16 protein-coding genes are annotated in these 19,117 nt (G+C 69.8%); 9 read left to right on the top strand and 7 right to left on the bottom strand.

The features are described 5' to 3' along the window. The first annotated feature begins 5 nt into the window (after positions 1–5). Complete coding sequence (locus tag EV699_RS09425; RefSeq protein WP_165904084.1) at positions 6–1,682, top strand: GH32 C-terminal domain-containing protein; 1,677 nt, start codon at positions 6–8, stop codon at positions 1,680–1,682. Between the two features lie 80 nt (positions 1,683–1,762). After that, positions 1,763–2,893 carry an ABC transporter ATP-binding protein gene (locus EV699_RS09420; protein WP_132541980.1) on the top strand — a complete coding sequence of 377 codons (1,131 nt, stop codon included), beginning with the start codon at positions 1,763–1,765 and terminating at the stop codon, positions 2,891–2,893. A gap of 13 nt (positions 2,894–2,906) precedes the next feature. On the opposite strand, the gene queF is transcribed toward EV699_RS09420, so the two are convergent. The 4 genes from queF to EV699_RS09400 form a co-directional block, all read right to left on the bottom strand. Next, a complete protein-coding gene (queF, locus tag EV699_RS09415; RefSeq protein ID WP_132541978.1) occupies positions 2,907–3,734 on the bottom strand; it encodes an NADPH-dependent 7-cyano-7-deazaguanine reductase QueF in 828 nt (275 codons plus the stop codon). Positions 3,735–3,754: 20 nt separating this feature from the next. Next, positions 3,755–4,675: an MBL fold metallo-hydrolase gene (locus EV699_RS09410; RefSeq protein WP_165904085.1), complete on the bottom strand. Its 921-nt coding sequence runs from the start codon at positions 4,673–4,675 to the stop codon at positions 3,755–3,757. Between the two features lie 158 nt (positions 4,676–4,833). Then, positions 4,834–5,283, bottom strand: a complete 450-nt coding sequence (locus tag EV699_RS09405) for an NfeD family protein (RefSeq protein ID WP_132541976.1) — start codon at positions 5,281–5,283, stop codon at positions 4,834–4,836. Continuing rightward, entirely contained in the window at positions 5,276–6,214 is a 939-nt protein-coding gene (locus EV699_RS09400; protein ID WP_207923005.1) for an SPFH domain-containing protein, read from the bottom strand. The genes EV699_RS09405 and EV699_RS09400 overlap by 8 nt, the downstream gene beginning before the upstream one ends. Positions 6,215–6,332: 118 nt before the next feature. Between EV699_RS09400 and EV699_RS09395 the strand changes: the two genes are divergently transcribed. Further along, a complete protein-coding gene (locus tag EV699_RS09395; protein ID WP_132541974.1) occupies positions 6,333–6,908 on the top strand; it encodes a Uma2 family endonuclease in 576 nt (191 codons plus the stop codon). Positions 6,909–6,914: 6 nt separating this feature from the next. Here EV699_RS09395 and tolA read toward each other — a convergent pair whose 3' ends face one another. Both tolA and EV699_RS09385 read right to left on the bottom strand, forming a co-directional pair. Then, the gene (gene tolA / locus EV699_RS09390) at positions 6,915–7,493 is read right to left on the bottom strand and encodes a cell envelope integrity protein TolA (protein ID WP_132541972.1); all 579 of its coding nucleotides are present in this window, start codon (positions 7,491–7,493) and stop codon (positions 6,915–6,917) included. Positions 7,494–7,505: 12 nt separating this feature from the next. Further along, positions 7,506–8,057 carry a DUF1285 domain-containing protein gene (locus tag EV699_RS09385; RefSeq protein WP_132541970.1) on the bottom strand — a complete coding sequence of 184 codons (552 nt, stop codon included), beginning with the start codon at positions 8,055–8,057 and terminating at the stop codon, positions 7,506–7,508. A gap of 111 nt (positions 8,058–8,168) precedes the next feature. Here EV699_RS09385 and EV699_RS09380 point away from each other — a divergent pair, with 111 nt between their 5' ends. Next, entirely contained in the window at positions 8,169–8,447 is a 279-nt protein-coding gene (locus tag EV699_RS09380) for a peptidylprolyl isomerase (protein WP_132541968.1), read from the top strand. Between the two features lie 15 nt (positions 8,448–8,462). Then, positions 8,463–8,873, top strand: coding sequence for a hypothetical protein (locus tag EV699_RS09375; protein WP_132541966.1), 411 nt, complete (start codon positions 8,463–8,465; stop codon positions 8,871–8,873). 471 nt (positions 8,874–9,344) lie between these two features. On the opposite strand, the gene EV699_RS09370 is transcribed toward EV699_RS09375, so the two are convergent. Next, the gene (locus tag EV699_RS09370) at positions 9,345–9,815 is read right to left on the bottom strand and encodes a hypothetical protein (RefSeq protein WP_132541964.1); all 471 of its coding nucleotides are present in this window, start codon (positions 9,813–9,815) and stop codon (positions 9,345–9,347) included. A gap of 395 nt (positions 9,816–10,210) precedes the next feature. Between EV699_RS09370 and EV699_RS09365 the strand changes: the two genes are divergently transcribed. Genes EV699_RS09365 through EV699_RS09350 form a run of 4 tightly spaced genes read left to right on the top strand, consistent with a single transcriptional unit; the run spans position 10,211 to position 19,088 of the window. Further along, a complete protein-coding gene (locus EV699_RS09365) occupies positions 10,211–15,520 on the top strand; it encodes a DEAD/DEAH box helicase (protein WP_132541962.1) in 5,310 nt (1,769 codons plus the stop codon). Then, positions 15,517–18,363 carry a helicase-related protein gene (locus tag EV699_RS09360; protein WP_132541960.1) on the top strand — a complete coding sequence of 949 codons (2,847 nt, stop codon included), beginning with the start codon at positions 15,517–15,519 and terminating at the stop codon, positions 18,361–18,363. The genes EV699_RS09365 and EV699_RS09360 overlap by 4 nt, the downstream gene beginning before the upstream one ends. A 49-nt stretch (positions 18,364–18,412) precedes the next feature. After that, complete coding sequence (locus EV699_RS09355; protein ID WP_132541958.1) at positions 18,413–18,673, top strand: prevent-host-death protein; 261 nt, start codon at positions 18,413–18,415, stop codon at positions 18,671–18,673. A 4-nt stretch (positions 18,674–18,677) separates the two neighbouring features. Continuing rightward, positions 18,678–19,088, top strand: a complete 411-nt coding sequence (locus EV699_RS09350; RefSeq protein ID WP_243662611.1) for a PIN domain-containing protein — start codon at positions 18,678–18,680, stop codon at positions 19,086–19,088. Positions 19,089–19,117 lie beyond the last annotated feature (29 nt).

Genomic DNA, 19,117 nt, shown 5'->3' with positions numbered 1-19,117 from the left:
AACCCGTGAGTACCGAATTGAACATCGATTTCCACGCCGGGGACGTGCTGCACCTGTGGTTCCGCCCCCGCGACGCGCAGCACGAGAACGGCGTGCGCATCCACCGGGACGGCGCACAGCCGGTGACGCTGCGCTCGGGCGCGAGCGACGACCCGGTGTTCCACGCCTGGACGGCGCCGGCCGACGGCCGCTACCGCCTGGCCTGGGATGCCGCCGACTGCGAGATGTCGGTCGCCTACGCCTACCGGCCCGACACGGTGCGCGAGCGCGGCATCGAGGTGCTGTGGACCAGCGAGGCCGCGCGGCTGTCGCCGGCCGGCCCGCGCTTCCACTTCTGCCCGCCGTTCGGCTGGATGAACGACCCCAACGGCCTGTGCCAGGCCGGTGACACCGTCCACCTGTTCTACCAGCACTACCCGCACCGGCAGCGCTGGGGGAGCATGCACTGGGGCCACACGATCAGCACCGACATGCTGCGCTGGACCCACCTGCCGGTGTTCCTGTTCCCGGACGACGGCCGCGTGCGGCGGCACGAGCTGGTCGGCGGCGCCTTCTCGGGCACCGCGCTGCCGCTCGCCGACGGCCGGGGCCTGCGCGTGTTCTACACCGACCGGGCCGACGAGCGCCTGCCCGAATGGGAATGGCAGATGACCGCGGTGTCCGCCGACGGCGTGGTCGCCGGCGCGGCGACGCCGATCATCGACGCCCGCCCGCAGGGCCGGCAGTTGCAGCCGGATTTCCGCGACCCCTACGTGTTCAAGGGGCCGGACGGCGAGCTGAAGCTGCTGCTCGGCAGCCGCGACGAGGCCGGCAGCGCCGTGCTGCTGTACACCACCGCCGACCCGACCGGTGCCTCCGGCTGGCGCTTCGTCGACGTGATCCACCGCGACGCGAGCTTCGGCAGCGGCCCGGCGGAGTGCCCCTGCATGATCGCCCTCGACGGTGCCGGCCAGGGCCTGTGGGTGCTGATCTACGGGCTGCTGAAGTCGCGCGACCCGGCGACCGGGCGGCGCAACCTCACCACCGCGCTCGTCGGGCGCTTCGACGGCCACCGCTTCGAGCCGGTGGTGGCGCAGGAACTCGACATCGGCACCGACTGCTACGCCTTCCAGGCCTACCCGTCGCCGCACGGCCCGCGCGGCCTCGCCTGGGCCGCCAACTGGCGCGACGTGCACAGGACCGAGGGCAACTTCCCGACCGCGATGACGCTGCCGCGCGCGCTGGTGTGGCGCGACGGCGCGCTGGCGACGCCGCCGATCCCCGAGACGCGGACGCTGCGCCAGGCCGTGCTGGCGGACGAAGCCGGCGCCTTCGCCGACGGCTTCGCGCTGGACGACGGCACCGCCGAACTGCAGTTGCGCTGGCAGCGGCCCGGCGTGCCGTTCCGCCTCGACTTCGAGCATCCGGAGCTCACGCTGGCGCTCAGCTACGACGGCAGCGAACTGCGCCTGCATTACGCGACGCCGGACGGCGCCGAGCACCCGCGCTACGGCACCGCGCCGGTGTCGCTGTCGAGCGTGCAGGTGTTCGTCGATGTCGGCGTGATCGAGGTGTACGCCGACGACGGCCGCTGGTGCATCACCAAGCGCCTCGCGAGCGAGCAGGGCGTGCGCTCGATCCGGCTCGCCACCGACGCCGCGGCCCTGGCCGAGGCCCGCGCCTGGCGCGTCGGCCTCGACTGACCCATCCCCCGCGCCGCCGGCGCCCGCCGGCGGCACGACCCCGAATTCCAGAACCTGATCAGAGGATTGAGGAGAACACCATGGCTGCACTGACTCTGCGCAACATCCACAAGCGTTACGGTGGCGTGCACATCATCAAGGGGGTGGACCTGGACATCGCGCACGGCGAGTTCGTGGTCTTCGTCGGCCCGTCGGGCTGCGGCAAGTCGACGCTGCTGCGCATGATCGCGGGGCTGGAGGAGATCAGCGAGGGCGACCTCGCCATCGGCGGCACGCGCGTCAACGACACCCCCCCGGCCGAGCGCGGCATCGCGATGGTGTTCCAGAGCTACGCGCTGTACCCGCACATGTCGGTGCGCGACAACATGGGCTTCGCGCTGCGCCTGGCCAAGGTGCCCGAGGCGCAGATCAAGGCCAAGGTCGACCGCGCCGCCCAGCTGCTGCACCTCGACCAGTTGCTCGAGCGCAAGCCCGCGGCGCTCTCCGGCGGCCAGCGCCAGCGCGTGGCGATCGGCCGCGCGATCGTGCGCGAGCCGAAGGTGTTCCTGTTCGACGAGCCGCTGTCGAACCTCGACGCCTCGCTGCGCGTGCAGATGCGCATCGAGATCGCGCGCATGCACGAGCGCCTGGGGGCGACGATGGTCTACGTCACCCACGACCAGGTCGAGGCGATGACCATGGCCGACAAGATCGTGGTGCTGCAGGGCGGGGTGGTCGAGCAGGTCGGCTCGCCGCTGGAGCTGTACCACCACCCGCGCAACCGCTTCGTCGCCGGCTTCATCGGCTCGCCGAAGATGAACTTCCTGGCGTGCACGGTGCGCGCGCTCGGCGCGCAGGGGGTCAGCGTGGAGCTGCCCGGGGGCAGCCGGGTGACGGTGCCGGTGGAGGCGGCCGGGGTGCAGCCGGGGCAGGCGCTGACGCTCGGCGTACGCCCCGAGCACCTGGTCGAGGGCGAGCGCGCGGGCAGCGGCACGCTGAACGGTCAGGTGCTGGTGGTCGAGCGCCTGGGCGGGTCGACGTTCCTGTACGTGGACGTCAACGGCGAGACGCTGACGCTGCAGGTGGACGGCAACAGCCGCACCGGGGTGGACGATCGCGTGGCGATCGCGGTGGACGGGGCGGTGTGCCAGCTGTTCGACGCCACCGGCGTGGCGCTGGCGCGCCACGACCGCCACCCCCTCGCCGACCTCGGCCGCCACCGCGCCGCCTGAAGGCGGCGCCGGCTCACTGCCGGGCGCAGCGCACCCGCGGCGGCTGCGCGCCGGCATCGGTCGAGCGGAACGGGTTGATGTCGAGCCCGCCGCGGCGCGTGTAGCGCGCGTACACGCTGAGCTGCGTCGGCGCGCAGCGGCGCAGCACGTCGATGAAGATCCGCTCCACGCAGGGCTCGTGGAACTCGTTGTGGTTGCGGAACGAGATCAGGTACCTGAGCAGGCCGGCGTGGTCGATCGGCGGCCCGGCGTAGGCGATCTGCACGCTCGCCCAGTCGGGCTGGCCGGTGACCCTGCAGTTCGATTTCAGCAGGTGCGAGACCAGCACCTCGCGCACCGGCGCGGCGCCTGCCGCGGCACCGAGGAAGCCCGGCTCCGGGGTGTAGGTGTCGGTGACGATGTCGAGCCCGTCGAGGCAGTCGCCGTCGAGTTCGGCCAGGCGCTCGTCGGCGAAGCGCTCCGGGCCGACCAGCTCCACCGCCACCGGCGCGCCGAAGCCCGCGCCGAGGTCGCGTTCGAGCCGCGCGCGCAGCTCGGCAGGGCCGTCGAGGCGCGTCTGGTTGAAGGAATTCAGGTAGAGCTTCAGCGACTTCGACTCGACGATGCACGGCGAGCCCGCCGGCACCGCGATGCGCGCCAGCGCCACCTGCGGCTTGCCCGAGGGCGCGAGCCACGACAGCTCGTACGCCGTCCACAGGTCGACGCCGTGGAACGGCAGCGGCGTGCCGATGCCGAGCGCCTCGCGCTGCGGCGCGCGCGCGATCGGGAACAGCAGCCCGGGATCGTACTCGCTGACGTAGGCGACCGGGCGGCCGAGCGGGGCGTGCTCGAGTTCGTGCATGACGGCCTCGCCGACTGAACTCACGCCGCCGCGGCGTGCTTGTCGAACCAGATCGCCAGGCCCTGGGCGTCGAGTTCGATGTCGAGCGCGAGCAGTTCGCGGATGCGCGCCGTCTCCAGCGTGCAGCCGTGCGCGCGGGCGCGGCGCAGGAACAGCTCATCGAGCCCGGCCATCAGCTTTTCGTGGCGGTCGGGCGGCGTGCCCACCGCGTACGCGAGGGCGACGAAGGCGTCGATCTGCTCGCAGAGCTCGGCGGCGAGCCGCGCCACGTCGGTCACCCGCGAGTAGTGGGTGAGGAACATCGCCTGCGGGTCGTAGCCGAGCATGCGCGCGATCGAGGCCTTCATCGCCTCGGGCTCGAACTGCACCGGCGTGCTGGTGGGGATCGCGAAGGCGCCGCGCGCGCTGTCGAACTCGCGGTACGACAGGCCGAAGGTGTCGCCGGTGAAGAAGGCGCGCGCACGTGCGTCCCACACGCAGAGGTGGTGGCGGGCGTGGCCGGGGGTGTCGAGGCACACGAGCGCGCGCCCGGCGAGGTCGACGAGGTGGCCCTCGGGCGCCTCGACGACGCGCGCGGCGGGCACCGGCACCAGCTCGCCGTAGCTGCGGCGCACCGTCTCGGCGCCGTACACCGCGGTGGCGCCGGCCACCAGCGCGGTGGGGTCGATCATGTGGCGCGCGCCGCGCGGGTGCACCACCAGGCGCGCGTTCGGCAGATGCTGCATCAGCGCGCCGGCGCCGCCGGCGTGGTCGAGGTGCACGTGGGTGACGATCACGTGGTCGACCGCCTCGGGCGTCAGGCCCTTGTGCGCGAGCACGCCGAGCAGCGCCGACACCGAGTGGTTGGTGCCGACGTCGATGAAGGCGGCGCGCCCGTGCTCGACGATCAGGTGGCTGGCGGCGAACTGCGGACGCTCGAAGCCGGTATCGATGGTGCTGATGCCGTGCTCGAAGTCGAGGTAGCTGAGGACGCCGGCGTCGGCGTCGGTGATGGCGACGGCGGTGGGGTGGTTCACGCGGAATTCCCGATGACGGCCTGATGACGCCGCGATTGTACGCGGGTGACACCGCCCCCCGCGACCGCCCCGCCCGCGCCGCCTCAGTCGGCGCGCTCGACCTCGAGGATCACGCCGCTGGCGGCGACCACGCGCACGCGGCTGCCGGCCGGGGCGTCGGGGCCGCGCACCTTCCACACCGAGTCGCCGACGCGCGCGCGCCCCTCGCCGTTGACGATCGCGGTTTCGAGCGTCAGCACGCGGCCGATGTAGCGTGCGGTGCGGCGGTTGGGGCCGCCGCCCTCCACCTGCGCCGGGTGGCGGCGCGCCCAGGCGTACCAGCCGGCGACCGAGGCCACCGCGAGCACCGCGAACAGCAGCCACTGTCCGCTCGCGCCGAGCGCCGGCACGATCCAGGCGATCACCCCCACCAGCAGCGCCGCGACGCCGAGCCAGAGGAAGTAGAAGCCCGGCGCCAGCACCTCGACCACCATCAGGCCGACGCCCAGCAGCCACCACTGCCAGTAGTCGAAGCTCGGCAACCACTCAGCCATGGCGCTGCGCGCCGCGGCCGAGCGCCTCCTGCGCGAGCTCGGCGATGCCGGCGATCGAGCCCATCACGCCGGTGGTGTCGAGCGGCAGCACCAGGGTCTTCTGGTTCGGCGAGGCGGCGAGCGCGCCGAGCGCGTCGACGTACTTCTGCGCGATGAAGTAGTTGATCGCGCGGGCGTCGCCCTGCGCGATCGCCTGCGACACCATCACCGTGGCACGCGCCTCGGCCTGCGCCAGGCGCTCGCGCGCGTCGGCATCGCGGAATGCCGCCTCCTTGCGCCCCTCGGCTTCGAGGATCGCCGCCTGCTTGAGGCCCTCGGCGCGCAGGATCTCGGCCTGGCGCTTGCCTTCGGCTTCGAGGATCGCGGCGCGCTTGTCGCGCTCGGCCTTCATCTGCCGCCCCATCGAATCGATCAGGTCGGCGGGCGGGGCGATGTCCTTGATCTCGATGCGGGTGACCTTGATCCCCCACGGCGCCGTCGCCTCGTCGACCACGCCGAGCAGGCGCACGTTGATCTCGTCGCGCTTGGACAGCAGTTCGTCGAGGTCCATCGAGCCCATCACCGTGCGGATGTTGGTCATCACCAGGTTCAGGGTCGCCAGTTCGAGGTTGTTGACCTCGTAGGCCGCGCTGGCGGCATCGACGACCTGGTAGAACACCACGCCGTCGACCGTCACCATCGCGTTGTCCTTGGTGATGATCTCCTGCGAGGGCACGTCGAGCACCGTCTCCATCAGGCTGAGCCTGCGCCCGACGCGCTCCACCACCGGCACGATGAAGTTGAGGCCGGGCTTGAGCGTGCGCGTGTACGCGCCGAAACGCTCGATCGTGTACTCCATGCCCTGCGGCACCGACTGCACGCCGAGGAAGATCAGCGCCAGCGCCAGCACCACGAGCGCCAGCACCACCACCGCCGAACCACTGATGACCATCGCACTACTCCTTGCCATTGCCGATGCACGGAGTCTAAAGCCCCGCGCGGCCGGGCGGGAAACGGCGCACGCCGGCGATGCGGGGTTATCATCGGCGGGCATCCCCGGAGCCCACGCCATGCCTTCGAGCGCCGAACAGATCCGCTTCACCCCCGACGGCTATCTCGCCTGGGAGGCACAGCAGCCGACCCGGCACGAATACCTCGCCGGTGACATCTTCGCGATGACCGGCACCTCGCTCGATCACAACCGGCTTGCGCTCGGCCTCGCCGCCCGGCTGCTGGCCCATCTGCAGGGCTCGCCCTGCCAGGTGTTCATGGCGGACGTGAAGGTGCGGGTCGAGGCGGCCGACGCCTTCTTCTACCCGGACCTCGCGGTGACCTGCGCACCGGAAGACCTGCGCGAGCGGCAGTTGATCCGCGCCCCCGTGCTGATCGTCGAAGTGCTGTCGCCATCGACCGCCGGCTACGACGCCGGCGCCAGGTTCGCCGCCTACCGGGCGCTGCCCAGCCTGCGCGAATACGTGCTGATCGACAGCGAACGCCCGCGCGTGGACGTGTTCCGGCGCGATGCGAGCGACCACTGGGTGCTGTGGCCCTACGCGGCGGGCGACACGGTGGAGTTGCCGAGCCTCGCCTTCAGCGTGGCCCTGGAGGCGCTCTACGCCCCCGTGCGTTTCGGCAGCGACGGCTGACGGCGCTCACTCGGGCCGGAACTCGAAGCGGAACTGGCGGAAGCGCTCGGCCACCGCGGGGTCGGCCGGCAGCGGCAGCGGCGAGGCCTTCTTCACCGCGGTGACCGCCGAGGCGTCGAACAGCGCCTCGCCGCTGCTCTTCGCCACCACTACCTCGGCCACCGCGCCGCCCGGACCGAGCTTGATCGCGAGCGTGCAGGCGCGGTCGCGCGGCGTGCTCGGCGGCGCCTGCCAGCGCGCCTCCACCGCCTGCCTGATGCGCAGCGCGTGCTGCGCGACCAGCTCGCGCAGCACCGGGTCGGTGTAGGTCTCCCACTCCGGCAGTTGCGAGCGCGTGCGCAGCACCTCCTCGAGTTCGGCGGTGCGCCCCCGCAGCTTCTCGGCGTCGGCCTGCGCCTCGGCCAGCCGCTGCGCCAGCGCCGCCTGCTCGTGCTCGGCGGCCAGCCGCGCGGCCTGCGCCGCGCGCGCGTGCGCCTCGGCCTCGCGCGCCTCGCGCACCAGCGCGACGCTGTGGAACCAGCCGACGGCATTGCCGGCAGCGAGCACCAGCAGCACCAGTGCCAGGATCACACCCTTCGCGTCCATCGCCGGCCCCGCTCAGTCCGCCGGGCCGAGCACGAAGTAGGCGCCGTCGCTCCACACTCCGAACACCGCGCGCCCGTCGACCTCGCCGGGCTCGGCGTGCGCGGCGAGCTCGACGAACACCGCGCGCGCGAGCAGCGCGCGCAGCCGGCCGCGCACGTGCACGTAGGGGGCGGGCTCGTCGCCGCGGTACTCGACGCCGAGCGGGTGCGCCGCGCCGGCCTGCACCTCGTCGCCGAGGTTGGTGACGAAGCGCAGCCGCTGTTCGCGCCCGCTGCCCTCGACGTGCATCAGCACCGCCACGAAGGGGGCGTCGTCGACCTCGATGCGCCACTTCTCGACCGGCGTCACCAGGTAGTGCGCGCCGTCCTCGTCGCAGCGCAGGATGCTGGCGAACAGCCGCACCAGCGCCTCGCGCTCGATGCGCCGGCCCGCGTGCCACCAGCTGCCGTCGCGGGCGATGCGCAGGTCCATCGCACCCGACAGCGGCGGGTTCCAGCGCTCCACCGGCGGCAGGCCGGGGCGACGCAGTTGCGCCAGCAACTGCTGGGGATCGGGGGTCGTCATGCGCTCTCCTCGGTAGCGGGTGGTCCGGCGCCGGGCATTCTCGCCGCGGTGCGGAGCGGCTAAGCTTGCGCGTCCGCGGGCAGTCGCCCGCCCCAACCAAAGGTAGCCCGCATGGCCAAGGCCCGCGCCCGTCACATCCTGGTGAGTTCCGAACAGGCCTGCCTGGACCTGAAGTCGAAGATCGAGGCCGGCGCCGACTTCGCCGAACTGGCGCGCCAGCACTCGAGCTGCCCGTCGGGCCGCAAGGGCGGCGACCTCGGGGAATTCGGCCCCGGGATGATGGTCAAGCCTTTCGACGACGCCGTGTTCAGCGGCGAAGTCGGCAAGGTGCTCGGTCCGGTGCAGACGCAGTTCGGCTGGCACCTGATCGAAGTCACCGAACGCCGCTGAAACCGGAGCCGCCCCATGAAGCGCCACGTCCGCAGCCTCCTCGTCGCCTCCCCGCTGCTGCTCGGGCTCGCCGCCTGCGGCACCGGCGGCGGCCCGTCCGCCGTCGGCAGCGCCAGCAACGTCCCCGATCCGGTCGCGCTCGCCAAGCTCGAAGGCCCCTGGGTCGGCACCGGCGCCGTGCAGGGCGTGCGCGTGCTGATCAACCGCGCCGGCTCGTCCGCACCGATGGTGAAATACGCCTTCCGCGACGAAGCACCGAGCACGCCGAACTGCGTCGCCGCCGGCGCCTCGCTGCGCTGCGAGCATGCGAGCGGCCTGACCACCACCTACACCGCGACCGCCGAAGGCGCCGACTTCACCGCCAAGGGCGCCGCCAAGGACGACAAGACCATCGAGGCCAAGCTGGTCCGGCCGCCGCGGCAGTAAGCCGCGACGCGAGGCGCAACGCCGCGCAGGGAGGTGAGCTTGCGCCGATCGCCCTCGCCGGCCGCGACATCACCCGGCGTGACCCGCGTCGCGGTCCCGGCAGCCGCGGCGGTCCGGCATGCCACGCCGAGCCGCCGGTTCGGCTCTCTATCCACCCGGTTCGGATTGCGACCGACTCAATTCGGTTTCTGACCGACCCGGTTCGATCGGCGACGGACTCGATCCAGTTTCCGACCCAACCGGTTCGCCTCGCGACCGAGTCGGTTCGGTCGCCGACCGAACCCGGTTGGATTTCCGACCGACTCGGTTCGGTTGGCGACGAGCCCCGTTAGGTTTTCGACCTACCCGATGGGGTCGGCGACCGACTCAGTTAGGTTTTCGACCTACCCAGGTCGGTGGCGACCCAAGTGCGCCCCGTGGGGGACCGGCGATGTGCCATCCCACGCCGGCCCCCCCCACGGGACGACCTCCTCACGGACGGGTCGGGTCGGCGGCGGCGCGGCGGCCCTGACCGGCGAAGCGCCGCCCGACGCGGTCGAGCAGCGTCTCCAGGCCCTCGGCGCGGTCGGCGGCCTTGAGGTAGCGGTAGGCTTCGAGGCAGGCGAGGTAGAGGTCCGACGAGAGCACGTCGCGGGTGTCCTGCATGCGCTCGCCGAGGCTCTCCATGCGCTTGCACAGCGGCGCGAAACGCCGGTACAGCGCGAGGTCGCGGTCGACCTCGGCGAGGTCGAAGCGCCGCGGCAGGTGCTCGGCGGCGAGGTGCGCGACCTGCAGCGTTTCCTGCACGAAGGGCGTGTTGCGGTCGCCCATGCGCGGCAGGCGGCGGCTTTCCTCGGCGGTGAGCGACAGCAGGAAGGGCAGGTGCTGCTCGATGGTGTCGAATGCGGCCAGCACGGCGGCTACGGCTTCGTCGGTCAACTCGGCGGAAATGCGGTTTTCCATCGGTGTGTCCTCCAGGACGGTTCCTTGACGAACAGTGGGTCCATGCGCCGGGTGTCCTGCCCCTCGGGAGGCTCTCCGGCGCCGCCCGCGGGCAAGTATGGCCGGGCGCCACGACGATGCCAGGGCGGCAGCGGGAAAATCCCCGCCCGACCCGCGCCCCGAGCGCCCCTCCCCTTCGCACGACAACCCCTCTCCCTCGGGGGCAGGGGTGAGGGTTCCTTCAGGCGACACCCGCGGTGGTGCGCCGTGCAGGGAATGCCGTCCGGCACGCAGCGATTGTGATTTTTCCGTGTCGACCGCTATTTTTGCCAATCGGCAGTTGATCAATAAGCGGCAGAATTCGCGCGCTGCCTCCGCCTTCCCGCATACGTCGATCGCCATGGAGCCCATCGCCGATGGATGTGTTTGCCTTCCGAGAGAAACTCGTCTCCGACTACGCCGCGTTCACGCGCAGTTTCACGCGCATTTGCGCTGCCGACATCAAGGCGTTCGTCGACGGTGAATACGGCTCCGAACGCTATTGGCCGGCGCCGCTGGTGCAGATCAATCCGAATTTCCAGGCTGGTCGCCGTGTCGAACATCTGCTCACCGATGGCGCGTTGCATCCGGAATGCGCACGAATCTTCCGCGCCGGTAAGACCTCCTCGAACCCGGGCACGTCACTGACGCTGTTCAAGCATCAGGAAGAAGCGATCGGCCTCGCCCAGCGCGGTGCAAGCTACGTGCTGACCACCGGGACGGGCTCGGGAAAATCGCTCGCCTATTTCATCCCGATCGTCGATGCGATCCTCAAGGCCAAGGCGATCGACAAGTCGCCGCGCACCCGCGCCATCGTCATCTACCCGATGAATGCACTCGCCAACAGCCAGCTCGAAGAGCTCGGCAAGTTCCTTTCCGGGTACGGCGACCATCCTCCCGTGAGCTACGGTCGCTACACCGGCCAGGAAAGCGATGACGAGCGCCAGCGGCTGGCGGCCAACCCGCCGGACATCCTGCTGACCAATTTCATGATGCTCGAACTCCTGATGACCCGTCAGGACGACAAGGACAAGGCGGTCATCCGCAACGCCAAGGGCTTGCGCTTTCTGGTGCTCGACGAACTCCACACCTACCGGGGCCGGCAAGGCGCCGATGTCGCCTTGCTGGTGCGGCGCGTGCGCGAGGCCCTGGCCGATGACCTGCAATGCATCGGCACATCCGCCACCATGGCCACCGAGGGCTCCGAACGGGAAAGAAACGAAAAAGTCGCCGAAGTCGCGAGTCGGCTTTTCGGAACACACATCGCCGCCACCCACGTCATCACCGAAACGCTGCGGCGGGTGACGCCGGAGCACCTGCTGATCGCGCACGTGTCCGCGCAGATCGGGCCGGCGATTCATGCCGGGGTGCCCGCGCAGGCATCGTTCGAGGAACTCGCACGGCACCCCCTGGCGATCTGGATCGAACTGACGCTCGGCCTGTCCCTCGACGAGGCGAAATGGCGCCGGGCACGGCCCATGACGCTCGACGACGCGAGTTCGCGTCTCGCGGCCGATGCGGGGGTCGAACAGGCGGCGGCCCGCAAGGCCCTCGCCGAATTCCTGCTGCTCGCCTACCGGACGACCGACAAATCGCTCGACGCGGGCGGCCGCAGCCTCTTCGCCTTCAAGTTGCATCAGTTCATTTCCGGCGGGAGCAAGGTGTACGGGACACTGGAAGCCGAGGGACGACGCTTCCTGACCCTGGAGGGCAGTCAGTTCGTGCCCGGTGATCGCAGCCGTCGCCTGTTTGCCCTGCACTTCTGCCGTGAATGCGGGCAGGAATACATACCGGTCTGGGACGAACAAGGCCCGGACGGCCGCACCTTCAATCCGCGTGATATCGAAGAGCGCAGCCACGACGACGAGGACGTCAAGAGTGGCTACTTCATGCCCGACGCCGGCGGCGTCTGGAACGACACGCTCGACCGTTATCCGGAACCCTGGCTCGAACGGAAACAGAACGGCGATCTCAAGCTGAAAGCGAATTACCGGAAACGCCAGCCATCCTGCGTGCGCGTCGACGCGGAAGGTCGTCATGCCGCGGACGGCACCCCCGGCTGGTACATTCCGGGGCGCTTCGGCTTCTGCCTGCGCTGCGGGGTCGTCCACCAGGTGTCCGGCAAGGAGTCGTTGCGACTCAGGGGGCTCTCGGGCGAAGGCCGGAGTTCCGCCACGACCATGCTCACGCTGTCGGCCTTGCGTTACCTGTATGAGGAAGACAGGCAGCTCGGGGACGAGGCGAAGAAGGTTCTCGGTTTTACCGACAACCGCCAGGACGCTTCCCTGCAGGTCGGACATTTCAACGACTTCCTGCAAGTGCTGCTGCAACGCGCCGCCCTGCTCGCGGCAGTGGACAACGCGGGCGGCAGCCTGACCGAAAGCGACGTCCCCGATGCCGTCTTCCGGGCCCTCGGCTTCAACCGCGACGACCCCGGCGTACGCGCGGAGTACATGCAGGAGCCCGACGTCAAGGGGAATGCCCGGCGCCAGGTACAGGACTTCATGCGGGCGATCCTGGGCTACCGGGTGTACTTCGATCTGCGCCGTGGCTGGCGCTTCAACAACCCCAACCTCGAACAGCTCGGCCTGGTGTGCATCGGCTACCAGGATCTCGACGATCTCGCCGCCGACGCGCACGAATGGCAGGACGCCCCTCTTGCGCTGCAGCACGCCTCCCCCGACGTACGCAAACGTCTGCTAGTCATGCTGTTCGACGCCATGCGCCAGGGCTTGTGCCTGGCCTCGCGCTACCTCGACCGCGCCGAGCTCGACAAGCTCAAGACCTCCAGCTACGCGAACCTGCGCGAACCCTGGGGCTTCACCGAAGACGAAACGCCCGTTGCGGCGAACTGGTTCATCACCACCGGCAGGCCCCGCGACGAAGACCGCCGCAACGTCGAATACCTCGTCTCCGGCAGCGCACGCTCCAAGCTCGGCCGGGAAATCAAGAAACCCGGCACCTGGCGCGAAGCGGACGGCGCTGACAATCCGCATGCCGTCGAGATCAAGGACGAGCAGTACGAGGACATCGTCAAGGCCCTGTTGCGGGCGGCGAAGTCTTACGGGCTAGTGGTTGCCGAGGAAACCGAGTTCGGCATGCCCGGTTACCGGCTCAACGGCACGGGGCTGCTGTGGACGCTCGGCGACGGCAAGAGCCGGAAGGGCTCGGACGACAACGTCTTTTTCCGCAACCTCTACGGCAACGTCGCCGCCATGCTGGCCAATCCGGTCCATCGGTTGTTCGAGTTCGAGGCCCGCGAGCACACCGCGCAGGTCGAACAGGACGACCGCCTGGAACGTGAGGCACGCTTCCGCTTTTCCGCCAAGGATCGCGCAGAGTGGCTGCAGGCCAAGGGGAAACCGCTGGAGTGGCTGCCGGTCCTGTTCTGCTCGCCGACGATGGAGCTGGGGGTGGACATCGCCTCGCTGAACACGGTCTATCTGCGCAACGTCCCCCCCACGCCGGCAAACTATGCCCAGCGCAGCGGCCGCGCCGGCCGTGCCGGCCAGCCGGCGCTCGTGATCACGTACTGTGCAGCGCAGTCACCTCACGACCAGTACTTCTTTCGTGATCCGGCGCGGATGGTGCACGGCCAGGTCAACCCGCCGACGCTCGACCTTGCCAACCGGGAGCTCATCCAGAGCCACCTGCACGCCCTCTGGCTGGCCGAAACCGGCAAGAAGCTCGACAACAGCGTGCGCGGGCTGCTCGACATGAACGATCCCGCGGCCCCGCTCACCGAGGCACATCGCACCCAGATGGACGCCGATGCGCCGCAGCGGCGCGCCCACGAACGGGGCCTGCGCGTACTGGCGATGCTCCGCGACGAACTTACCGCCGACCAGGCACCGTGGTACGACGAGCGTTTCGCCGAGCAGATCTTCCGGCGCGCCTTCGCATCCTTCGACCGTGCACTCGATCGCTGGCGCGACCTCTTCGCCGCCACCAAGCGGCAGATGGCGATCAACCAGAAGGTCATGAACAATCCGGCGGCGAGCGAACGCGACCGGCGCGATGCCAAGCAACGCCACGACGAGGCCTTCCGCCAGCAATCCCTGCTGCTGCAGGAGTCCGGTTCGGCAAATTCGGACTTCTACACTTACCGCTACCTGGCGAGTCAGGGCTTCCTGCCCGGCTACAACTTCCCGCGCCTGCCGCTGATGGCCTACATCCCCGCACGCAAGGGCAGGATCGGTCGGGAAAACTTCCTGTCGCGCCCGCGTTTCCTCGCGCTCGCCGAATTCGGACCGTACAGCCTCATCTATCACGAAGGCAGCCAGTACCGCGTCACCCGCGCCATGCTCTCGGTGGGGGCCGAAGACCAGGTATCGGTCGGTGCCAGGCTCACCACCGACGTAGCGCGCATCTGCCCGGCCTGCGGCTACGGCCACTTTCGCAGCCAGCGCGACGCCGAACGCTGCATGTCGTGCAGTGCAGCGCTGGCCGACGCCGTCCCGGTGCAGAACCTCTACCGCATCGAAAACGTCTCGACCAAGCGCTCCGAGCGCATCACCGCCAACGAGGAAGAGCGGGTGCGCCAGGGCTACGAGATGCAGACCACCCTCCAGTTCGGCGAACAGGAAGGCAAGCTGCAGGTGATGCGCAGCGTGCTGGACGACGCCGACGGCCAGGTGCTGGAACTGCAATACGGCCCCACCGCCACCGTCTGGCGCATGAACCTGGGCTGGCGCCGCCGCAAGGAAAAGAGCCTGCAGGGCTTCATGATCAACCCCGTCACCGGTCACTGGATGGGGGGCAGCGAGGAAACCGGCGAACCCGACCCCGACGCACCGCCCGACAAGACACCACCGCAGCGCATCGTCCCCTATGTGGAGGATCGCCGTAACGTGCTGATCGTGCGTCCGCCCGAAGAACTCGACATCAAGACGATGGCGACCCTGCAGTACGCGCTCAAGCGCGGCATCGAGGCGCTCTACCAGCTCGAAGAAACCGAACTGATGGCCGAACCGCTACCCAAGGCCGACCTGCGCCGCTCCATCCTGTTCTACGAATCGGCCGAAGGCGGCGCCGGCGTGCTCACCCGCATCGCCACCGAACCGGCGGCGCTGGCCCGGGTCGCGGCCGAAGCGCTATCCATCATGCACTTCAGGCTACCGGGCGACGGGCTCGGGGATGGCAGTACGCTGACCGAGGAAACCGACGCCGACGGCCATCCCATCTGCGAGGCCGGCTGCTACAGGTGCCTGCTCTCGTACTACAACCAGCCCGACCACCTCCACATCGATCGCCAGGACAAGGACAACCAGGGCCGAGTGCTCGATATCCTGTGCCGGCTGGCGCGTGCACGCGGTGAAGTCGGCAGCTTCGGCCGCGACCCGGCGCAGCAGCGGGGCGAACTGGAACGCCTCGCCGCAAGCTCGCTGGAACGGGCCTGGCTCGCTTACGTGCAGGCGCACGGCTACCGCCTGCCGGATCGCGGCCAGCACGTCATCGAGCGCTGCACCACGTGCGCGGATTACTTCTACGACGACTGGAACGCCGCCGTCTTCATCGACGGTCCGCATCACGATGCAGCCGAACAGGCGCGCAGGGATGCGGCCATCGACGCCTGCCTCGATGCCGGTGGGTTCTACGTCGTCCGTTTTTCCAGGGAAACCGCCGCCTGGCCGGCGGTCTTCGAGGCTCACGCGGCCCTGTTCGGCACCGGAAACACGCGACCATGACGCTCACCGTTTCGTTTCAGCCTGGCAGTCTCGTTTCCGCCCGCGGTCGCGAATGGATCGTGCTGCCGCAGTCCTCGGACGACACCCTGCATCTGCGCCCGCTCGGCGCCACCGAAGGAGATGCCACGCTCATCTACCTGCCCATCGAGCCTGGCCCGGTCGGCCCTGCGACCTTCCCCTGGCCGACGGTCGGGCAGGCCTCGAACTTCGCCGCCGGGCAACTGCTCGGCGACGCACTGCAACTGAAGCTGCGCAGCGGTGCCGGCCCTTTCCGCAGCTTCGGCAACATCGCGGTCGAACCACGCGCCTACCAGCTCGTTCCGCTGCTGATGGCGTTGAAGCAGGACGTGGTGCGCCTGCTGATCGCCGACGACGTCGGCATCGGCAAAACCATCGAGGCCGCGCTCATCGTCCGCGAACTGCTCGACCGCGGCGAGATTTCGCGCCTCGCCGTCCTCTGTCCGCCGCACCTTTGCGAACAGTGGCAACGCGAACTGAAGGAGCGCTTCCACATCGATGCGGTGGTCGTGCGCAGCACGACGGCCGGCCGCCTCGAGCGCGGCCTGCCCGCCAACCAGTCGATCTTCGAAGCCCACCCCTTCACCGTGGTGAGCCTGGACTACATCAAATCGGATCGCAGGCGCGACGAATTCCAGCGCGCATGCCCGGAATGCGTCATCGTCGACGAGGCCCACACCTGCACCCACAGCGGCCAGGGGCGTCAGCAGCGCTACGCCCTGCTCAAGGGATTGGCCGAGGACGCCACACGACACCTGGTGCTGCTCACCGCCACGCCGCACTCCGGCGACGAGGACGCCTTCTACAACCTGCTCGGCCTGCTCAAGCCCGAGTTCCGCGACCTCAAGGACATCCCGTCCGATGGCCGCAAGCCGCTGCGCGAGCAGCTCGCCGGCCATTTCGTGCAGCGCCGCCGGCCGGACATCGACGAATGGCAGGACCGTCAGGTCTTCCCCGAGCGGCTGAGCACCGAGATCACCTACCGGCTCACCGGCGACTGGGGGCGGCTCTTCGACGACGTGCTCGATTACGCCCGCGAACTCGTCGCCCGTGCCGAAGGCCAGGCCCTCCTGCAGCAGCGCATGAGCTGGTGGGCGGCGCTCGCGCTGCTGCGCTGCATCTCGTCATCACCCGCCGCAGCGGTGAACGCGCTGCGCACGCGCCTCGCCGGCGGCGACTTCGCGGCAGCCGGCGACGACGCGGCGCTCGCGCTGGAGGAGGCCGACGCGCAGGGCCGCGAGCGCGTACTCGACGGCAGCGAAGACGATCTCTCCACCCAGGACATCGAGCCCGGTGCCCGCACCGAGGACGGCGCGCGCCTGACCGACCTGATCGACCGCGCCGAGGGGCTTGCCGGCACCGCCCGCGATCCCAAGCTCAGACGCCTCGTCGAGCACCTGCAGGAACTCACCGGCGCCGGCTTCCAGCCGGTGGTCTTCTGCCGCTACATCGCCACCGCGCACTACGTGGCGGAGCACGTGCGCGCCGCCTTCCCGGACCACCGGGTCGTGCCGGTGACGGGCGCGCTCGCCTCGGCGGAACGCGAAGCCGAGGTCGAGGCGATGGGTGACAGCGAGCGACGCATCCTGGTCGCCACCGATTGCCTCTCCGAAGGCATCAATCTGCAGAACCTGTTCACCGCCGTGGTCCATTACGACCTGTCCTGGAACCCGACCCGCCACGAACAGCGCGAAGGCCGTGTCGACCGCTTCGGCCAGGAGGCGCGCGAGGTACGCACCACCATGCTGTTCGGCCAGGACAACCCGGTCGACGGTGCGGTGCTGCAGGTGATCCTGCGCAAGGCCGAGAGCATCCGCAAGGAACTCGGCGTACTGGTACCGATGCCCGACGACACCGGCAAACTGACCCAGGCCCTGGTCGGTGCGGTACTGCTGCGCAAGGGGCAAACCGGGGCGATGGCCCCGCAGATCGCCCTGGACTTCGGCGAGCCCGAACAGGCCATCGCCACCGCCTGGCAGTCGGCCCGCGAGAAGGCGGCGAAGAACCGCACGCTGTTCGCCCAGCGCCGCCTGAAGCCCGAGGACGTGCTGCCCGAATGGCGCAAGACGCTGGCCGTGCTCGGCGGCGAAGCCGAGGTCGAGCGCTTCGTCAGACGGGCCGCCACGCAACTCGGGGCGCCGCTGGAAGCCACCACCCGGGCCGGCGTCACCCACTGGAAGCTCCATGCCTCCGGGCTGCCGGCCGCGGTACGCGAACGGCTCGTGGGCGAGGGCCTGAGCGGCACGCTGCGCATCGACTTCCACCAGCCGCCGGCGTCCGGCGCGACCTTCATCCACCGCACGCACCCGCTGGTGGCGGTGCTGGCGGACCACCTGCTGGAAACCGCCCTCGACGCCGATGGCGGCAACGATGCGGGGGCACCCGAGCTGGCCGCCCGCACCGGCGCCCTCTTCACGGCAGCGGTCGACACCCGCACCACCGTGCTGCTCGTCCGCCTGCGCCATCAGCTCACCGTGGTGCATCGCGGCCGCTCCCGCCTGCTGCTGTGTGAAGAAGCGCTGACCCTCGGAGTGCCGGCCGGCCAGTCCGCCACGCCGCTCGACGATGCCACCGCGCGCGCGCTGATGGTTGCCGAAGCCGCGCGCAACATGCCGCCGCCGCTGCGCGACCAGCACGTCCGGCGCGCGCTCGACCAACTGCCGGACCTGCAACCGATGCTCGAAGCACTGGCGCACGAACGCGCCCGGCAACTGCTCGATGATCACCGCCGCGTGCGCGAAGCCGCGCAGGGCCGGGGCGAATACCGCGTCACCGCCAGCCTGCCGGTCGACGTGATGGGCGTGTTCGTGCTGCTGCCCGCCTGATGAGGCGTGTGTGCTAATAATTGCGTACACAACTGCTTGAGCACCTGCCATGAGCCTGCGAATCGGGATGCGTGAACTGCGCGAGAAGCTGGCGGAATACCTCGAATCCTCGGTCCCCATCGAGATCACCCGCCACGGCCAGACCATCGGTTTCTACATCCCGGTGCCGAAGCGCCCCAACCAATCGGAGCGCGACGCTCTGCTCGAAGCCGGCCGCCGGATGCAGGAGGAGATGACCCGCCTCGGCATTACCGAGGAGGAACTGGCGGCCGACTTCACCGCCTGGCGCAGAATGCAAGATGCAGGGTAAGCGCTTGGTCATCGATGCCAACATCCTGATTCGTGCAGTCTTCGGGCAACGCGTTCGGCAACGGATCGCCGCGGCCAGCGAACAGGTGGCGTTTTACGTGGCCGAAGCGAACTTCGAGGAAGCCCGTCGCTACCTGGCGCAACTGGCCCCCCGGCGCGGCATTCCGGAATCGATCTGGAAAGCGTCGCTGGACACGGTGATGAGCGCCATCCAACTGGTCGGCCAGGAAGAACTCGCGCTCGTCGAAACCGAGGCCCGCGCCCGCATCGGCCGGCGCGACGAACGGGACTGGCCGGCGCTGGCCGCCGCCCTGTTGATGAATTGCCCGATCTGGACCGAAGACCAGGATTTTTTCGGCACCGGGGTGCCGACCTGGACCACCGCCACCGTGGACATCTACCTGGACACGCCCTGAGCCACCGGCTCGGCTTCGACCCGCACAAG

The sequence above is a fragment of the Plasticicumulans lactativorans genome (genome assembly GCF_004341245.1).
In the GTDB taxonomy this organism is placed as follows: Bacteria; Pseudomonadota; Gammaproteobacteria; order Competibacterales; family Competibacteraceae; genus Plasticicumulans_A; species Plasticicumulans_A lactativorans.
This window is presented reverse-complemented; position numbering and strand designations above follow the sequence as displayed.

Bases quoted from the DNA above. Each gene is read 5' to 3' on its own strand.
- EV699_RS09420 (WP_132541980.1), top strand. From the start codon at position 1,763: ATGGCTGCACTGACTCTGCGCAACATCCACAAGCGTTACGGTGGCGTG.
- queF (WP_132541978.1), bottom strand. From the start codon at position 3,734: ATGCACGAACTCGAGCACGCCCCGCTCGGCCGCCCGGTCGCCTACGTC.
- EV699_RS09405 (WP_132541976.1), bottom strand. From the start codon at position 5,283: ATGGCTGAGTGGTTGCCGAGCTTCGACTACTGGCAGTGGTGGCTGCTG.
- EV699_RS09400 (WP_207923005.1), bottom strand. From the start codon at position 6,214: ATGGTCATCAGTGGTTCGGCGGTGGTGGTGCTGGCGCTCGTGGTGCTG.
- EV699_RS09395 (WP_132541974.1), top strand. From the start codon at position 6,333: ATGCCTTCGAGCGCCGAACAGATCCGCTTCACCCCCGACGGCTATCTC.
- tolA (WP_132541972.1), bottom strand. From the start codon at position 7,493: ATGGACGCGAAGGGTGTGATCCTGGCACTGGTGCTGCTGGTGCTCGCT.
- EV699_RS09385 (WP_132541970.1), bottom strand. From the start codon at position 8,057: ATGACGACCCCCGATCCCCAGCAGTTGCTGGCGCAACTGCGTCGCCCC.
- EV699_RS09380 (WP_132541968.1), top strand. From the start codon at position 8,169: ATGGCCAAGGCCCGCGCCCGTCACATCCTGGTGAGTTCCGAACAGGCC.
- EV699_RS09375 (WP_132541966.1), top strand. From the start codon at position 8,463: ATGAAGCGCCACGTCCGCAGCCTCCTCGTCGCCTCCCCGCTGCTGCTC.
- EV699_RS09370 (WP_132541964.1), bottom strand. From the start codon at position 9,815: ATGGAAAACCGCATTTCCGCCGAGTTGACCGACGAAGCCGTAGCCGCC.
- EV699_RS09365 (WP_132541962.1), top strand. From the start codon at position 10,211: ATGGATGTGTTTGCCTTCCGAGAGAAACTCGTCTCCGACTACGCCGCG.
- EV699_RS09360 (WP_132541960.1), top strand. From the start codon at position 15,517: ATGACGCTCACCGTTTCGTTTCAGCCTGGCAGTCTCGTTTCCGCCCGC.
- EV699_RS09355 (WP_132541958.1), top strand. From the start codon at position 18,413: ATGAGCCTGCGAATCGGGATGCGTGAACTGCGCGAGAAGCTGGCGGAA.